The sequence below is a fragment of the Streptomyces sp. NPDC088785 genome (genome assembly GCF_044750685.1).
Taxonomy (GTDB): Bacteria; Actinomycetota; Actinomycetes; order Streptomycetales; family Streptomycetaceae; genus Streptomyces.
The window spans coordinates 89,357-104,932 of the sequence record NZ_JBIVKH010000016.1 but is presented as its reverse complement, the minus strand read 5'-3'; the positions used below and the strand labels follow the sequence as shown (position 1 = coordinate 104,932).

The following is a 15,576-nucleotide window of genomic DNA, read 5'->3' as shown; positions in this document are numbered from 1 at the left end:
TGCGCGCGGGCGTCCCGCGCGCCTGTCGGTCCGCCGGCCCAGCAGCGTACGGCTGCCGCCCGGCTCCGGCGACGACTCCCGTACCGGGCGCGGGTCCCCGCCGCCCCTCGCGTCGTCGCGTGCTCCGGGTGCCGCGCGGGACACACTCCTTTCACTCGTGTGTGTCACCTGGCGTCTGCCCGACGGCCCGCAGGGTACCCGCTGTCGAAGACGACCTCCGGGAGACAGACATGGACCTCGCGTTCCTCACTCCGCTGTGCGACCGGCCCGGGCCCTGGGCCTCGGTGTACGTCGACGCGGCCCGCCTGCGCGACTCCACCGCGGACGAGCGTACGCAGGAGTCGCTGGGGATGCAGCGGGCCCTGGTGGCGGCCGGTGCCGATCAGGCCACCTGCCACGCGGTGCGGATGGCCGTCGACGAGCTGCGGCACGCCGACGAGCCGGTCGGCCGGGCGTTCTTCGCCACCGGCGGTGAGGTCGTGCTCGACCCGGTGTTGAGCGCGCCTCCACCGGGTACGTCGGTGCGCTGGGCGGCGCTGCCGCACACCGCTCCCCTGCTGGACCTGGCCGGGGAGGAGCCGCTGTGCCTGGTGGCGCGGGTGGACCACGCGTGCGCGGACCTCACCCTGTGGCCGGACGGACCGCAGGGCGCGGAGCAGCACGTTCCGCTGGGTGCGGCGGACGGGCTGGATCTGGGCGCCGCCGAGATCGCGGAGGTGCTCGCGCGCTGTCAGGCCGAGACGCGGGCGGATCTGGTCCTGCTGGTCGGTGACGACGACACGGAGTGCGCCGCCGTGCGCGAGCGGCTGGCCCGGGCGCGCGCCGAGCACGTCGCCCTGCGGGCCGCGCACGAGGCGGATCTGTTCGCGGCCGCGCGCGGGCGCGGCGAGGAGGCCGCGGAGGGCGTGCCGGCGCTGCTGGACGCCGCGCGCGAGCACCGGATCGCGCAGTTGCTGATCCGGGCCGACGGCCCCGACGCGCACCGGTCGGTGTGGGTCGGCGCCGAACCCGACCAGGTCGGGGTGGGCCCGCACGAGCCCGCGGTGCTCGGGGCGCGGGAGGCGGTGCCCGCGCGGGCCGACGACGCGCTGATGCGCTGTGCGGCCGCCGCCGGGGCCGACGCGGTGTCGGTGGCCGGCGCGGACCCGGCCGCCGGACCCGCGGGCGGCCTCGGGGCGCTGCTGCGCTGGACCGGCTGAGCCGCGCCCCGGGGCCGCCCGCAGGTCCGGCGGCGACAGGTCGGGGACAGGCCCTAGCGGGCCCGCTCCACCCGGCGCTCGTCCCAGACGGGTTCCGTGGTCTCGCGGACCCTGCCGTCCGAGCCGAAGACCAGGAAGCGGTCGAAGGCGCGGGCGAACCAGCGGTCGTGGGTGACCGAGAGGACGGTGCCGTCGAAGGACTCCAGGCCCTCCTGGAGGGCTTCGGCCGACTCCAGGTCCAGGTTGTCCGTGGGCTCGTCCAGGAGCAGGGCGGTGGCGCCCTCCAGCTCCAGCAGCAGGATCTGGAAGCGGGCCTGCTGGCCGCCGGAGAGCCGCTCGAAGTTCTGCTCGGCCTGGGCCGTCAGCTCGTAGCGGCGCAGCAGCGACATGGCCGCCCCGCGGTCCTTGGCGTGATCGCGCCAGAGGATGTCGAGCAGCGGGCGGCGCTGGAGCTCGGGGTGGGCGTGGGTCTGGGCGAAGTGGCCCGGGACCACGCGCGCGCCCAGCTTCCAGGCGCCGGTGTGCGCCACCGAGTCGTCCCCGGCCAGCAGCCGCAGGAAGTGGGACTTGCCCGAGCCGTTCGAGCCGAGGACCGCGACGCGCTCGCCGTAGAAGACCTCCAGGTCGAAGGGCTGCATCAGGCCGGTCAGCTCCAGGCCCTGGCAGGTGACGGCGCGCACGCCGGTGCGGCCGCCCTTCAGGCGCATGGTGATGTCCTGGTCGCGCGGCGGCTCCGGCGGCGGGCCGGCCTCCTCGAACTTGCGCAGCCGGGTCTGCGCGGCGGCGTAGCGGGACGCCATCTCGTGGCTGACCGCGGCGGCCTGCCGCAGATTGACCACCAGCTTCTTCAGCTGGGCGTGCTTCTCGTCCCAGCGGCGGCGCAGCTCCTCGAAGCGGGCGAAGCGCTCGCGGCGGGCGTCGTGGTACGTGGCGAAGCCGCCGCCGTGCACCCAGGCGTCGGCCCCGCCGGGGCCCGGCTCGACGCTGACGATCTTCTCGGCGGAGCGGGCGAGCAGCTCGCGGTCGTGGGAGACGAAGAGGACCGTCTTGCGGGTCTCGCGGAGCTTCTCCTCCAGCCAGCGCTTGCCGGGGACGTCGAGGTAGTTGTCCGGCTCGTCGAGGAGCAGCACCTCGTCCTGGCCGCGCAGCAGCGCCTCCAGGACCAGCCGCTTCTGCTCGCCGCCGGAGAGCGTGCTCACGGCGCGGAACTGCGCCTTGTCGTAGGGGACGCCGAGCGCGGCCATGGTGCACATGTCCCAGAGCGTCTCGGCCTCGTAGCCCTGGACCTCGGCCCAGTCGGCCAGCGCCTGCGCGTAGCCCATCTGCGCGGCCTCGTCGTCGACCGTCATGATCGCGTGCTCGGCCGCGTCGACCGCCCTCGCCGCTTCGCGCAGGCGCGGCTGGGCGACGGAGACGAGCAGGTCGCGGACGGTCGTCTCGTCGCGGACGGAGCCGACGAACTGGCGCATCACGCCGAGGCCGCCGCCGACCGTGACCGACCCGCCGTGCGGCTGGAGCTCGCCGGAGATCAGGCGCAGCAGGGTGGTCTTGCCCGCGCCGTTCGGTCCGACCAGGGCGACGACCGCGCCCTCGCCCACCCGGAACGAGACGTCACCGAGCAGCGCCCGCCCGTCCGGCAAGTAGTACTCGAGGTGCGCGGCTTCCAGATGTCCCATGATTGCGCATTGTGGTCGCCCGTGCGGGTGACGGGCAAATGAATTGGCAGGCCGGGGCCGGGTGCGGGCCACGGCACGGGGTAACCGTCGTGTCATGTGTGCCGACTTCTTCGCCGACCTCACCAAGCCCCGGCCGGGCGTGACCCGCCCCGGCCCGTCCCTGCGGGGCCGGCTCGCCGCCCTCGACCGGCGCGTCTTCGAGTTCGCCGCCGACGCGAACTGGCCCGGCGCGGAGCGGGTCCTGCCCCGGCTCAGCCGGACCGCCAACCACGGCGTCATCTGGTTCGCGATCGGCGGCGCCCTGGCCGTGAGCGGGTCGCCGCGGGCCCGCCGGGCCGCCGTGCGCGGGATCGCCTCGCTGGCGGTGGCGTCGGCGACGATCAACACCCTCGGCAAGCGGTCGGTGCGCCGCGCCCGGCCCGCCCTCGACCCGGTGCCCCTGTCGAGGCGGCTGAAGCGGCAGCCGTTCACCACGTCGTTCCCCTCGGGGCACTCGGCGTCGGCGGCGGCCTTCGCGACCGGGGTGGCCCTGGAGTCGCGGGGCTGGGGCGCGGCCATCGCGCCGGTGGCGTTCTCGGTGGCCGCCTCCCGCGTCTACACCGGTGCCCACTTCCCGGGCGACGTCCTGGCGGGCGCCGCGCTCGGGGTGGGTGCCGCGTACGCCGTACGGGGTCTGGTGCCGACGCGCGACCAGATGCCGTCACCGGGGCGACCCCTGGTGGACGACGTGCCGGCGCTGCCGGGCGGCGAGGGCCTGGTGATGGTGGTGAACGTGAAGGCGGGCACGCCGGAGAAGGTGAAGGGGCTGCGGGACGCGCTGCCCGCGGCGGAGTTCATCGAGTTCGCGGGCGGGGACCTCACGCAGGTCCTCCAGAAGGCGGCGCCGCGCGCCCGCGCGCTCGGCATCTCGGGCGGCGACGGCTCGGTGAACACGGCGGCGCGGGTGGCGCTGGAGTACGGGCTGCCGCTGGCGGTGCTGCCCGGCGGCACCCTCAACCACTTCGCGTACGACCTGGGTGTGGAGGACGCGGGCGATCTGGTCCGGGCGGTGCAGGGCGGTGACGCGGTCGCCGTCGACGTGGGCCGCTTCCACTCGAAGGAGACGTCCGGGATCTTCCTCAACACCTTCAGCCTGGGCGCCTACCCGGAGCTGGTGCACGAGCGCGAGCGCTGGTCGGCGCGGGTCGGCGGGCGGCTCGCCGATGTGCTGGCGGCCGTGCACGTGCTGCGCCGCGACCACCCGCTGAACGTCCGCATCGGCGGCAGCGACCGCAAGCTGTGGCTGCTGTTCGCGGGCAACTGCACCTATCGCCGGATGGGGCTGACGGCGGGCCGCCGCGCGGATCTCGCCGACGGCCTGCTGGACGTGCGCACGGTCGGCGGCGGCCGGCTGCCCAGCTTCCGGCTGCTCGCGGCGGCGCTGTCGGGACCGCTGTCCCGCTCCCCGTTCCACACGGCGACCCGGATGACGCGGCTGCGCGTGGACGGGATCGCGCCGGGCACCCCGCTCGCCTACGACGGCGAGGTGAGCCCGTGCGGTCCGGTGCTGAGCATCGAGAAGGAGCACGAGGCGCTGCGCGTGTACCGCCCGCTGACCATACTGTGAGACGCCTATCTCATCATCCGGTTGCCGGGCGTACGGTGAACGCATCGCCCGGGGCCTTCGCCCCGGGCGCCGGCCACACCGTGTCGCCCCACCGTGAAGGGATCGGGTCATGCCGCAGGAGACCGCCGTGTACACCCACGGCCACCACGAGTCCGTGCTGCGCTCGCACACCTGGCGCACCGCCGCGAACTCGGCGGCCCACCTCCTGGACTCGGGCCTGCTCCGGCCGGACACCGCCCTCCTCGACATCGGCTGCGGTCCGGGCACCATCACCGCGGACCTCGCCGCACTGGTCCCCGAGGGGCGGGTGGTCGGCGCCGACCGGTCCGAGGACGTCCTGCGGCAGGCACGGGACACGGCGGCCGGACGGGGCCTGACGAACACCGAGTTCACCACCGCGGACGTGCACGCGCTGCCGTGGGACGACGACACCTTCGACGTGGTGCACGCGCACCAGGTGTTGCAGCACGTCGGCGACCCGGTGCAGGCGCTGCGCGAGATGCGGCGCGTCACGAAGCCGGGCGGGGTCGTCGCCGCCCGGGAGTCCGACTACGCGGTGTTCTCCTGGTCCCCGCAGCTGCCCGGCATGGACGACTGGCTGGACCTGTACCGCCGGGTCGCGCGGGCCAACGGCGGGGAGCCGGACGCCGGCCGCTACCTCAAGTCGTGGGCCCTGCGCGCCGGCTTCGCCCAGGCGGACCTCACGTGCTCGGCGGGCGCCTGGTGCTACGCGACACCCGACGAGATCGCCTGGTGGAGCGGCCTGTGGGCGGACCGGACCGTCGCCCCCGCCTACGCCGACCGGGCCACGGAGGGCGGGCACGCGAGCCCCGAGCAGCTGGCGGCCGTCTCCGCCGCGTGGCGGGAGTGGGGCACGCACCCGGACGCCTGGTTCGCGGTGCCGCACGGGGAGATCCTGGCCCGCAAGTAGACCGCACGCGCCCGGGCGCCTGTTCCCCGAGCACATGGCTCGGGCAACAGGCGCCCGGGGCGGCTCCGCGTCAGCGGCGGGCTCCCGCCCGCTCCCTGCCGCGCGGCTTCTCGTCCTCCTCGGCGCGCTCGTCGCCCTCGGGCTCCTCGTAGCCCTCCTCGGCGTCCTCGTACTCGGCGTCGTCCTCGTACTCCTCGGCCTCGGCCCGCGGCTCGTCCTCCTCCGCGTCGGCGTCCTCGGCGTCCTCGGCGTCCTCGTACTCGGCGTCCGCCTCCTCGTCGTAGGCCTCGGGGTCGGCGTCCTCCTCGGACTCCTCCGGCTCCTCGCCGTCCTCCGCCTCCTCGTCGTACTCGTCGGCGGGCTTGCCCTCCTCCTGCTCCTGTTCCTCCTGCTCGCGCGCCTTCTCCTGTTCCTCCTGCTCCTCCTGCTCGACGGCGTCGTCGTGGGTGGTGACCACCTCGCCGTCGCGGATCTCACCGCGCCAGCCGTCGCTCGCCTCGCCGCGGATCGTCACGAACCGCGAGAAGTGCTTGAGGTCCAGGCGGGCCCGGCGGCCCTGGGCGCGCCAGATGTTGCCGGTCTTCTCGAACAGACCCTTGGGGTAGTACTCGATGACCAGCAGCACGCGGGTCAGCCGGTCGGCGAGCCTGTGGAAGGTGATGACACCCTTCGTGGTGCCCTTCGCGCCCTCCGACGTCCACTGGATGCGCTCGTCGGGCACCTGCTCGGTGGTGTGCGCCTTCCAGCTGCGCGACGACCAGAAGACCTTCATCTGCCAGTCGGAGGTGACGTCGTCGGCGCGGTTGGCGTTCTTGACGCCGCGGGCGAAGGTGGAGAACTCCTGGTACTGCGTCCACTGGTCGTACGCGGTGCGCAGATCGACGCCGACATCGATGAACTCCATGATGACGGTCGGCTTCTGGCCCGCGCCGCCCTTCTTCTTGCCCCCCTTGCCGAAGAGGCCCTTGACCCCGCCGACGACCTTGTCCTTCAGGTGGCCCGCGCCGACCTCGACGGCCGTGCGCATCGGGCTCTTGCCCTCGGCGAGCTTGCGGCCGCCGTCGAGCGCGAGCTTGGCGAAGCCGGGGCTCGACCCGTCGGCGATGTCGTTCAGCTTCGACGTCGTCTGGCCGAGCTTGCGGCCCGCGCCCACCAGCGCCCGCTGGACCTGGGCCGCCAGGAAGTCCTGGACCTCCGATTTGAGATGGTCGGCCGCCTCGCTCTTCGCGAGACCGCCCAACGCCTTGGTGGGGGATTCAGCCACGGTCCCGCCCGCCCTTCGCGGTGCGGGCCGAACTGCCCGCGGTCGTCTTGGCGGTCTTCTTCGCCGCCGTCTTCTTGGCGGCCGTCGTCCTGCCGGCCGTCGTCTTCTTCGCGGTGGTCTTCTTCGCCGCCGCCTTCTTCGCCGGGACCCGCTTCGCCGTCGACGCGCCCGTCCGGCCGCGCTCGGCGGCCTGGGTGCGGCTCGCGCGCCGCGGACGCTCCTCGGTCTCCTCGTCGCGCTCGTCGTCGTCCCGGGAGTCGGCGTCGGCGTCGGCCTCCACGGTGTCCCGCGCGTCGTCCTGGGCGTCCTGGTCCGCGTCCTCGGAGTCCTCGGGCTTCTCGTCCCGGCGGCGCACCGTCTTGCCCGGCACCACGCGCGTGACCCGCTTACCGGCGTCGCGCACGTCGTCCGTGTCCGGAGCGATGCCCGAGAGCTGGTCACGCACTCCCTGCGTACGGTCGTGCAGACGGCCCGCGAGCCCCTCGATCTGCCGCTCCACGAGCGCCCCCGTCGCCGCCTTGCCGACGCCGCGGAAGTCCTGCCGGAGCTGGTCCCCTATCTCCTTGAACTGCGGATTGTTCTCCAGTTGCTTGCTCACCAGCTGCCCGAGGGCGCGCGGGCTGAGTTTCAGCCGCTTGCCCGCGACCATCGTGCCGACGGCGAACGCCAGCTTCATCTTCTTGGTCCGTCCGAGGACGTAACCGGCCCCTACCGCGAGGCCGAGCGCTGCTCGGTTCACGCTTCACTTCCCTTCAAGCCGGTCGAGGAAATGGTCCTCGATCAGGTCGAACGTCTCCTGGTCAATGCCGCCGCGCGCGCACGGGCGCGGACGGCGGCCGCACCGCGCCGACCGGTCCGGTCAGCCCCACGGCCTCACTGCGTACCGTCCGCCGGAGCGGACGGGCCCGGCTCCACGAAGCTGTACGGGGGCAGCGGGCCGTTGACGGTGAGCTGGATGTGGGAGCGGTCGCCGCGGATCTCCTCGACGGCGGCGAGGAAGCGCCCGGCCGACTCCCGGTCCACGAGGAACGAGAGGTTGGCCAGCCAGCCGGTGCTCTCCGGTCCCGTCGACACCGCGTCGGCGGCCTCTTCGAGCAACTGCCGCAGTTCGGCGGCGTCCTGGGCCTCGCGCGCCTGCACGGCGCCGACCACCGTCTCGCCGAGTCGCAGCCGCTCCTCGTAGGTGCCGCCGCCCGCCTTCCGGTTGGCGTCGGTCAGCGCGCGGACGTCGGGGTTCTCGGCCAGCACGCGGTGCAGGACGGCCTCTTCGTCGTGCTGCGCCTTGACGTTGTACTCGACCTTGCCGTCCAGCGCGCGCAGCCGCTCCCGGTAGTGGTCGACCCGCTCGGCGAGCGCGTCGGCCACGGCCTTCTCGTCGGGGGCCAGGCTGCCGAACCGCATGGGGAGCACCGAGCCGCCGGCGCCCGCCTCGGCGAGCACGTTCTGGTGGGCGAGCAGATCGCGCCGCTTGGGCCGCAGGTCGTCGGGGGCCTCGCTGACGATCGCGGCGAGCGGGCCCTCCTTCACGATGCGCACCGGGCGGGCGGGCTTGCCGATGCCGTCCATGCCGTCGGGCAGCGAGGGGTGCTCGGCGGCCGCGATGCCGTAGACGTACGTACTGCTCACTGCTCCTCCTTGCGGCGGCTCGGAGCGCGGCGGGTGCGGCGGGGCTCGGTCTCCTTCTCCTCCCGGGCCTGGCTGAAGGCGTCCGAGACGGTCTGCGCGGCGCCGGAGAGGGCGCCCTTGGACTTGCCGCGCGCGCCGGACTCGGCGGTGTCGCCCATGAGGTCCGTGAGGCCGGACGGCTTCTTGCTGCCGGTCTCCAGGTCGAGCCGGTTGCAGGCCTCGGCGAACCGCAGGTAGGTGTCGACGCTGGCGACGACGACCCGGACGTCGATCTTCAGGATCTCGATGCCGACCAGCGAGACGCGGACGAACGCGTCGATGACGAGCCCGCGGTCCAGGACGAGTTCGAGGACGTCGTACAGGCCGCTGGTGCCGCCACCGCCGCCTGCCTGTTGTGTGGGGACAACGGTCATGGGACCGGGCCTCCTTCTCTCGTCGTTCGGGGAACACGTACGGGTGGTGCGCGTACGGATGGTGCGCGTACGGGTGGTGCCGGATGATGCGCGTCGCGCGGCGGGGCGCTCGGGCGGGCGGCGGCCGGCCCTGGGCGGTCAGTGCGCCCCGTCGACGCGGGCCGCCTCCGGGACACTTCCGTGCGACGTTCGCGTCTTCTTCGTATGCGTCATGAAAACCTCACACTCCGAGTCACCTCCCGAGCCGTGGCCAAACATTCAACTCAGGGACGGCACACGGCCCTTGCGGCGTGGTAGTGGTTCCCCGGCCGGCTCCCCTCAGGGCGCCACCTGCCGCTCCACCAGCAGCGTCACCGCCGCGGAGAGCGAACCGGCGTCGATCCCGGCGGCCTTCAACTGCTCCTGAGGAGAGGCGGATCCGGGCATCACGCGGACGCCGAGGCGCACGAGGCGCGGGACCGGGCGCCCGTCCGAGAAGGCTTCGGCGACGGCGTCCCCGAGTCCGCCCTCCTCGTGGTGGTCCTCGACGGTGACCAGGCAGCCGGTGACCCGCGCGGCCTCCCGCAGCACCTCCCGGTCGATCGGCTTCACCGAGTACGCGTCGATCACCCGCACGGAGATCCCGGCCGCCGCCAGGTCGTCGGCCGCGGCCAGCGCCTCGTGCACGGTGCCCCCGGCGGCGACGAGCGTGATCCGGTCGTGCTCGCCGGAGCGCAGCACCTTGGCGCCGCCGACCGGGAACTCCTCGTCCGGCGGGTAGATGACGGGGGCGGCGCCGCGCGAGGTCCGCAGGTAGCGCACGCCGCCCAGCTCGGCCATGCGCGCGACGAGTTGGGCGGTCTGGTTGGCGTCGCACGGGGCCAGCACCGTCGACCCGTGCACGGCGCGGAACATCGCCAGGTCCTCCAGGCCCATCTGGGAGGGGCCGTCCTGCCCGACGGCGACGCCCGCGTGCGAGCCGACGAGGTTGATCCCGGCGCCGCTGACCGCCGCCATCCGCACGAAGTCGTGGGCCCGGGTGAGGAACGCGCCGAAGGTGACCGCGTACGGCACCCAGCCGCGCGCCGCGAGTCCGACGCTCGCGCCGACGAGCTGCTGTTCGGCGATGTAGCACTCGAAGTACCGCTCGGGGTGTTCCTTGGCGAAGTACTCGGTGCGGGTCGAGTCGCCGACCTCGCCGTCGAGCGCGACGACGTCGCCGCGGGCGGAGCCGAGCGCGGCGAGCGCGTCCCCGAAGGCGTCCCGGGTGGCGACCTCGTCGCCGACCTCGTAGCGCGGCAGCCGCAGCGGGCCGCTGCGCACGGAGTGCAGCGCCCGTGCGGTGGGCGGTGCCTGCACGCTGACGCGTGTGCCCCGGTCCCCGCCCAGCTCGTCGACGGCCGCGGCGGCGTCCTCCAGCGGCTTGCCGTGCAGGCCCTCCCGGTCCTCGGCGGCGCGCACCCCCTTGCCCTTGACGGTGCGGGCGAGGATCGCGGTGGGCCGGCCGGTGGTGGCCGCGGCCTCGGTGTAGGCGCGGTCGATCCGGGCGCTGTCGTGCCCGTCGATCTCGATGGTGTGCCAGCCGAACGCCCGGAACCGGCGCGCGTACACCTCCAGGTCGTGGCCGTAGCGGGTGGGGCCGCGCTGGCCGAGCCGGTTGACGTCGACGATCAGGGTCAGGTTGTCGAGCTGTTCGTAGCCGGCCTGGTCGGCGGCCTCCCACACCGATCCCTCGGCGAGTTCGCTGTCGCCGCACAGCACGAACACGCGGTAGTCGACGCGGTCGAGCCGCTTGCCGGACAGGGCGATGCCGACGCCGACGGGCAGGCCCTGCCCGAGCGAGCCGGTGGCGGTCTCCACCCAGGGCAGCCGCTGCGGCGTCGGATGCCCTTCGAGGCGACTGCCGAGGCTGCGGAAGGTGAGCAGTTCGGCGTCGTCGATGACCCCGGCCGCCTTGTAGGCCGCGTACAGCAGCGGGGAGGCGTGGCCCTTGGAGAGGATGAAGCGGTCGTTGCCCGGGTGCGCGGGGCGTTCGAAGTCGTAGTGGAAGTGGCCGGCCAGCAGGACGGCCATCAGGTCGGCGGCGGACATCGACGACGTGGGGTGCCCGGAGCCGGCGGCGTCGGCCGCGCGGATCGAGTCGACCCGCAACTGCCGTGCCAGGTCCTGCATCTCGGTGGCGGTGCGGGCGGGTACGGACGGGGACGTGGTCACGTGGTTCCTCCAGGGGGCGGGTGGGCGGCCGGGGCGGCGGGGCCGGCCGGCGAGGGGGGTGCGGGTGCGTCTCGGGCCCGTGGGCCGGTTGCCGGGGACGCGGTGCGGCCGGGCCCGCACCAGGACCGGCGGAGCCCGGCCCGACGGCGCGGCGGGGCAGGTCCAGCGGGGCGCGCGGGGTGGTGGCGCCGGTCTCCCCGGGCGGGCGGCGGACGACCCGGTGCCCGGCGGGCACGGCGGCCACGGGCCTGCCGCGTCCCCGGCCCGGCGGGCGCCGGACGCGGTCCACGGAGCGGCGCGCGCCGGGCCCGCCCGGTCCGGCGCCGGGAGGCGGGCGGGGCTACGCTCCGGGCGGCGGCCCGGGCGGCATGGGCGGGATCTCGGGCCCCTTGGGCCGGGCGGCCTGCCGCAGCGCGAACGCGGCGACGGCCAGCAGTGCGGCGACGATCAGCGCGGCGGCCCAGTTCGGCAGGGCGAGTCCCAGGGCGAGCCCGAGCGCCACGGCGGCCGCCGCGCCCGCGTACAGGGCGAGCGTCGCCGACCCGGCGTACAGGGCGGCGGTGCGGCGGCGCCGCTCCACGACGTGCCGCATCTCGTCGCGGACGGCGTCGCGTACAGCTCCCGACACTTCCTCGGTGAGTCGCTGATCCAAGCGTTCCATGGCGCGCGGGTACCCTGCCCGCGCACCTCGTAACGGCTACCGAGCCGCCCCACCCCGGGCGACGGCTGAGCTACGGAAGAGGCCTCATGAACACCGGACCCGACAGCACCGCACCCGACTCCACCGCACCCGACCCCACCGGCGCCGAGACCCGCCAGGACCGCTTCGACCGCGGCCTCGCGGTCCTGAACGGGGTCAACGCCGACGCCGCCCGGCGCGTCCTGGACTCCCTCGCCGACGTCAGTCCCGAACTCGCCCACCAGATCGTCGCCTGGGGCTTCGGCGAGATCTACGGGCGTCCCGCACTGGGGCCCCGCGACCGCCAACTGCTCACCCTGGGCATCCTCACGGCCCTCGGCGGCTGCGAACCGCAGCTGGAGGTGCACCTCGGCACCGCCCTCAACGTCGGGCTGACCCCGCAGGAGATCACCGAGGCGCTGCTGCACGCGGCGGGCTACGCGGGCTTCCCCCGGGCCCTCAACGCCACGCTCGTCGCCAAGAAGGTCTTCGCCGAGCGCGGCCTGCTGCCGGTGGAGCAGGAGTAGCCCGCCAAGCCCGGCGCAGGTCACCGGAGTTGGTGGCGTGGACGCGGCAATCATGAAATCGTGGCAGGCCCGAAGTGAGCCGGTCAGAGAGGTGGCACGGGCCAAGCCATGGAGATCCTGGGCACCACGCTGCGCGTCTGCGTGGCCGATCCGGCGATGCTGGATCCGACGATCACGTTCTACGAGCGCCTGACGGGCAGCAGAGCGATGCGTTTCGAGCGGGGCGGCGTCTCGGTGGCCGCGGTCGGCTGCTTCCTGCTGATGAGCGGCCCCGCGACAGAGCTGGACGTGCTGCGCAAGGTGGCCGCCACGATCGCGGTCCCGGACGTCGACGAGGCGTACGCGCTGCTCACCGCGTCCGGCGCGAAGGTCCTCGCGGGCCCGGTGCCGAGCCCCGGCGGCCGCAACCTCATCGCGCTGCACCCGGACGGCTCCGTCTTCGAGTACGTCGACCGGCAGGCGCCCGCCGCCGGGTGAGCCGCGCCCGTCCCACGTATCCTCGGCCGGAGCACGACGGGTGCGGACGCGGGGACGGTGGAACGGGTGCGGGCGACGGCGAGCGGTGACAGTACACCGACGGGTCAGGCGGGTCAGGACGGTCCGGCGGATCGGGCGGTCCGGCCGGACCAGGCAGGTGCGGCGGGTCAGGCAGGTCAGGCGGGTCAGGGGCGCACGTCGCTGAGCGCCCGGGCGCGCGAGGCGCTGCGGCAGCGCATCGTCGACCGCCGCTATCCGATGGGCGCGCGCCTCGTCGAGCGCGAGGTCGCCCAGGAACTGGAGATGTCCCGCGTCCCCGTGCGCGAGGCGCTGCGCGCGCTCGTCGCGGAGGGTCTGCTCGAACTGCTGCCGCACAGCGGTGTCCGGGTCCGCAGCCTGGAGCGGGACGACGTACGGCATCTGTACGAGGTGTGGGAACCCCTCGCCGTCCAGGCGTCGCGGCTCGCGGCCCGCGCGGTGGCGGACGCCGCGCCCGCCCGGCCGCCGGGCCTCGACACGCTCCTGGACTGCCTGGAGCGGGCCGAGCGGGCGGCGCCCGACGCGGAGGGCACCCACGAGGTGGCCGCGCACACCGCGTTCCACGAGGAGGTCGTGGCCCTCGCCGGGAACCCGCTGCTGTCCCGCACGATGGAGCAGCTGAGCTGGCAGTTGCAGCTCGTGTTCGGCCTGCGCGCGGAACCGGCGCACATGCGCGCCCAGCACACGGACATGTATCTGCGCATCGCCGCGGGCGACGCGGAGTCGGCCGCCGCGAGCACCCTGCTGCACGTCCGCGACAGCCGTACCGTGGCGTTCAAGTCGCTCTTCGGGGAGGAGAGCGGCCCGCGCTAGGCGGGCCGTGTCAGGCCGGCGGGCGCATCCGGAAGTCGTGGCGGGCCGGCAGCGGCTCGCCGGGCGCGACCCGCGCCCACAGCTCGCCGACCGCCTCCGCGCCCTCGCGCAGGTCCGCCACCTCGAACCCGGCGTCGAAGACGGCCCGCGCCGCCGTCAGGTCCCCCTCGGCCGCGTGCAGCCGGGCCGCCAGCAGACGGAACCGGCCCTGCGCCCGCGTCCCCTCGTGCAGCCGGTCCCACACCGAGCGGGCGGCCTCCACCCGGCCCACCGCCAGCAGCGCCACGATCGCCTCGCGGCCCAGGGACGCCGTCGCCGCGACCCACGTCTCCCCCTCGTGCCGGCGCTCCGCGCACAGGTCGTCGAAGGCGGCCGCGTACCGGTCGGCGGCCCGCTCGGCGTGCCCGCCCTCCTCGTCGGCGACGGCCAGGCAGCGCAGCAACGGCCATTCGGACGGCGCCAGTTCGAGGGCCCGCTCCCAGCTGCGCACGGCCTGTGCCCGGTCCCCCGCGTGCCACTGCGCGACGCCGAGGTGGTACTCGGTCAGCGGGCGGGCCGGCGCCGTCTCCAGCATGTCGCGCCAGGCGGGGGCCACGAGCGTCGGTCCCGGCGGGCCGACCCGGCGCTGCTCGGGGAAGTCCCCGCTCTCCAGCAGCTCCCGCCAGGGCGCCTGCGGCTCGCCCAGCGTGGCCTCGTCGAACGGCGTGCCCGGCAGCTTCCATCCGGTGCGCAGCAGTTCGAGCGCGCCCCAGCCGGAGCCGACGGCGAGCCGCTCGCCCGGCTCGGTGTCGGCGCAGCCGGTCCGCCACGCCTCGTGGGCCGCGTCGACGTCGGCGCGCGGCAGCGCCTCCGCGAGGCGCCGCTCGACCTCGCCGGTGGCGGCGTCCCAGTCCGCGCCGGGGCCGACCGTCGCCGCGTGCGAGGTGCTGAGCGGCCCGTACGCCTCCAGCCAGCTGAACTCGCCGTCCGGTTCCAGTCGTACGTGCTCCAGCTGGGTGCGGGCGAGCCCGGCCTGGATCTCGGCGTAGCCGCCGGTGCCGGGCTCGGTCAGCCACTCCTGCCAGCGCCGCCCGCCCGGTCCGTCGCCCCAGACGAACAGCTTCCGGCCGCGCGGCAGGTCGGTCGAGGTCTGCACCAGTCCGTGGCCGGTGTCGTCGAGGGCGGCGATCCAGCGGCGCTGCCCGTCCGGCACCTCGTAGAAGTAGTCGGCGGGGTAGGTGCTGTTCAGCGGGCGGGTGCGGTCCACGCCGTCGTGCTCGGGGACGGGCACGGTGCTCAGCGTGCGCTCGTACCCGAAGTGCCAGGCCTCGCGCGCGGGCACGACGACCCGGCGTTCCTGGGGGACGGCGATGTTCGACCACCAGTAGACGGGTGCGGGCCGCTCGTGCGGGTTGCGCACCCGCACGCCCACGTACAGGAAGTCGGAGTCGGCGGGCAGCCACAGGTCCACCTGGAACGGCAGGTCGCGCAGCCGCTCCCACTCCCACAGGCGGAGCATCTCGCCGCCGTCGGGCGCGGTGACGCGCGCGGCGTGCAGGGGCGCGCAGGACAGGGCGGTGTGGCCGGTCGCGCCGATGTTCCACTCGATGCCGCCGGAGAACCAGGCGCCGTTCAGCGCGAAGTTGGCGGGCTGGAACACCGGGTTGCGGTAGAGGAGTTCGCGTTCGCTCGGCTTGTGGAAGAGGGAGGCGACGCGGCCGCCGAGGCCGGGCAGGACGGTGACCCGCAGCCGCTCGTTCTCGATCACGACGGCGTCGAGGTCGAGCGGGGCCCGCTCCCGCCCGTACCCGTCGCGTATCCGCTCGGGCAGCACGCTGCGCAGCGGCCGGTAGCCGACCTGCCGCGCCATGTCGAGCGGCAGGCCCGCCCGGGTGCGCTCGTCGATCTCGTGCGCCTCGTCGAGGGGGCGCAGCGGTGGCAGCGGGTTCGCGGGCCCCACCGGCGCGCCCGGCAGCGTCAGCACCTCACGGCGGATCTCGGTCATGGGGGGAGCCTCCCGTCGCCAGGGGGCGCCGCCCGCCCCGATGACCATGGAACAGGGTCGGGGGCGAGCTGGCCAGGGGCTGCCCCGGTCAGGATTGCGCAAAGGCCGCCCGCGCCGATATTCCGGGCGCCCCCGCCCCTGATCGTCGT

Annotated in this window: 14 protein-coding genes; 6 read left to right on the top strand and 8 right to left on the bottom strand. The window is 74.8% G+C overall.

The features are described from left to right. Window positions 1-230 precede the first annotated feature (230 nt). Window positions 231-1,199 carry a hypothetical protein gene (locus ACIP5K_RS31365; protein ID WP_401414980.1) on the top strand — a complete coding sequence of 323 codons (969 nt, stop codon included), beginning with the start codon at window positions 231-233 and terminating at the stop codon, window positions 1,197-1,199. A gap of 53 nt (window positions 1,200-1,252) precedes the next feature. Here the strand turns inward: ACIP5K_RS31365 and ACIP5K_RS31360 are convergent, their stop codons facing one another. After that, window positions 1,253-2,875, bottom strand: coding sequence for an ABC-F family ATP-binding cassette domain-containing protein (locus ACIP5K_RS31360; protein WP_401414978.1), 1,623 nt, complete (start codon window positions 2,873-2,875; stop codon window positions 1,253-1,255). 94 nt (window positions 2,876-2,969) lie between these two features. Here ACIP5K_RS31360 and ACIP5K_RS31355 point away from each other — a divergent pair, with 94 nt between their 5' ends. Together ACIP5K_RS31355 and ACIP5K_RS31350 are read left to right on the top strand one after the other, a co-directional pair. After that, window positions 2,970-4,481 (top strand): bifunctional phosphatase PAP2/diacylglycerol kinase family protein, encoded by a 1,512-nt coding sequence (locus ACIP5K_RS31355; RefSeq protein ID WP_401414976.1) that lies wholly within the window; start codon window positions 2,970-2,972, stop codon window positions 4,479-4,481. Between the two features lie 109 nt (window positions 4,482-4,590). Continuing rightward, window positions 4,591-5,412 (top strand): class I SAM-dependent methyltransferase, encoded by an 822-nt coding sequence (locus tag ACIP5K_RS31350; RefSeq protein WP_401414974.1) that lies wholly within the window; start codon window positions 4,591-4,593, stop codon window positions 5,410-5,412. 70 nt (window positions 5,413-5,482) lie between these two features. Here ACIP5K_RS31350 and ACIP5K_RS31345 read toward each other — a convergent pair whose 3' ends face one another. The 6 genes from ACIP5K_RS31345 to ACIP5K_RS31320 form a co-directional block, all read right to left on the bottom strand. Continuing rightward, on the bottom strand, window positions 5,483-6,676 hold the full coding sequence (locus tag ACIP5K_RS31345) for an SRPBCC family protein (RefSeq protein WP_401414973.1): 1,194 nt from the start codon (window positions 6,674-6,676) through the stop codon (window positions 5,483-5,485). After that, window positions 6,669-7,415: a DNA primase gene (locus tag ACIP5K_RS31340; RefSeq protein WP_401414972.1), complete on the bottom strand. Its 747-nt coding sequence runs from the start codon at window positions 7,413-7,415 to the stop codon at window positions 6,669-6,671. Before ACIP5K_RS31340 ends, ACIP5K_RS31345 begins: the two co-directional genes overlap by 8 nt. 134 nt (window positions 7,416-7,549) lie before the next feature. Next, window positions 7,550-8,302, bottom strand: coding sequence for a GvpL/GvpF family gas vesicle protein (locus ACIP5K_RS31335; RefSeq protein ID WP_401414971.1), 753 nt, complete (start codon window positions 8,300-8,302; stop codon window positions 7,550-7,552). Beyond that, complete coding sequence (locus ACIP5K_RS31330) at window positions 8,299-8,715, bottom strand: gas vesicle structural protein GvpA (RefSeq protein ID WP_401414969.1); 417 nt, start codon at window positions 8,713-8,715, stop codon at window positions 8,299-8,301. The genes ACIP5K_RS31335 and ACIP5K_RS31330 overlap by 4 nt, the downstream gene beginning before the upstream one ends. A 318-nt stretch (window positions 8,716-9,033) precedes the next feature. Further along, window positions 9,034-10,908: a transketolase gene (locus tag ACIP5K_RS31325; RefSeq protein ID WP_401414968.1), complete on the bottom strand. Its 1,875-nt coding sequence runs from the start codon at window positions 10,906-10,908 to the stop codon at window positions 9,034-9,036. A 340-nt stretch (window positions 10,909-11,248) separates the two neighbouring features. Beyond that, entirely contained in the window at window positions 11,249-11,569 is a 321-nt protein-coding gene (locus ACIP5K_RS31320) for a phage holin family protein (protein ID WP_401414967.1), read from the bottom strand. A gap of 86 nt (window positions 11,570-11,655) precedes the next feature. Here ACIP5K_RS31320 and ACIP5K_RS31315 point away from each other — a divergent pair, with 86 nt between their 5' ends. The 3 genes from ACIP5K_RS31315 (at window position 11,656) to ACIP5K_RS31305 (ending at window position 13,443) form a co-directional block, all read left to right on the top strand. Beyond that, window positions 11,656-12,114: a carboxymuconolactone decarboxylase family protein gene (locus tag ACIP5K_RS31315; RefSeq protein ID WP_401414965.1), complete on the top strand. Its 459-nt coding sequence runs from the start codon at window positions 11,656-11,658 to the stop codon at window positions 12,112-12,114. 108 nt (window positions 12,115-12,222) lie between these two features. Continuing rightward, window positions 12,223-12,591: a VOC family protein gene (locus ACIP5K_RS31310; protein ID WP_401414963.1), complete on the top strand. Its 369-nt coding sequence runs from the start codon at window positions 12,223-12,225 to the stop codon at window positions 12,589-12,591. 201 nt (window positions 12,592-12,792) lie between these two features. Then, window positions 12,793-13,443 carry a GntR family transcriptional regulator gene (locus ACIP5K_RS31305; RefSeq protein ID WP_401415063.1) on the top strand — a complete coding sequence of 217 codons (651 nt, stop codon included), beginning with the start codon at window positions 12,793-12,795 and terminating at the stop codon, window positions 13,441-13,443. A gap of 10 nt (window positions 13,444-13,453) precedes the next feature. Here ACIP5K_RS31305 and ACIP5K_RS31300 read toward each other — a convergent pair whose 3' ends face one another. After that, on the bottom strand, window positions 13,454-15,427 hold the full coding sequence (locus ACIP5K_RS31300) for a DUF5107 domain-containing protein (protein ID WP_401414962.1): 1,974 nt from the start codon (window positions 15,425-15,427) through the stop codon (window positions 13,454-13,456). Between the last annotated feature and the right edge of the window lie 149 nt (window positions 15,428-15,576).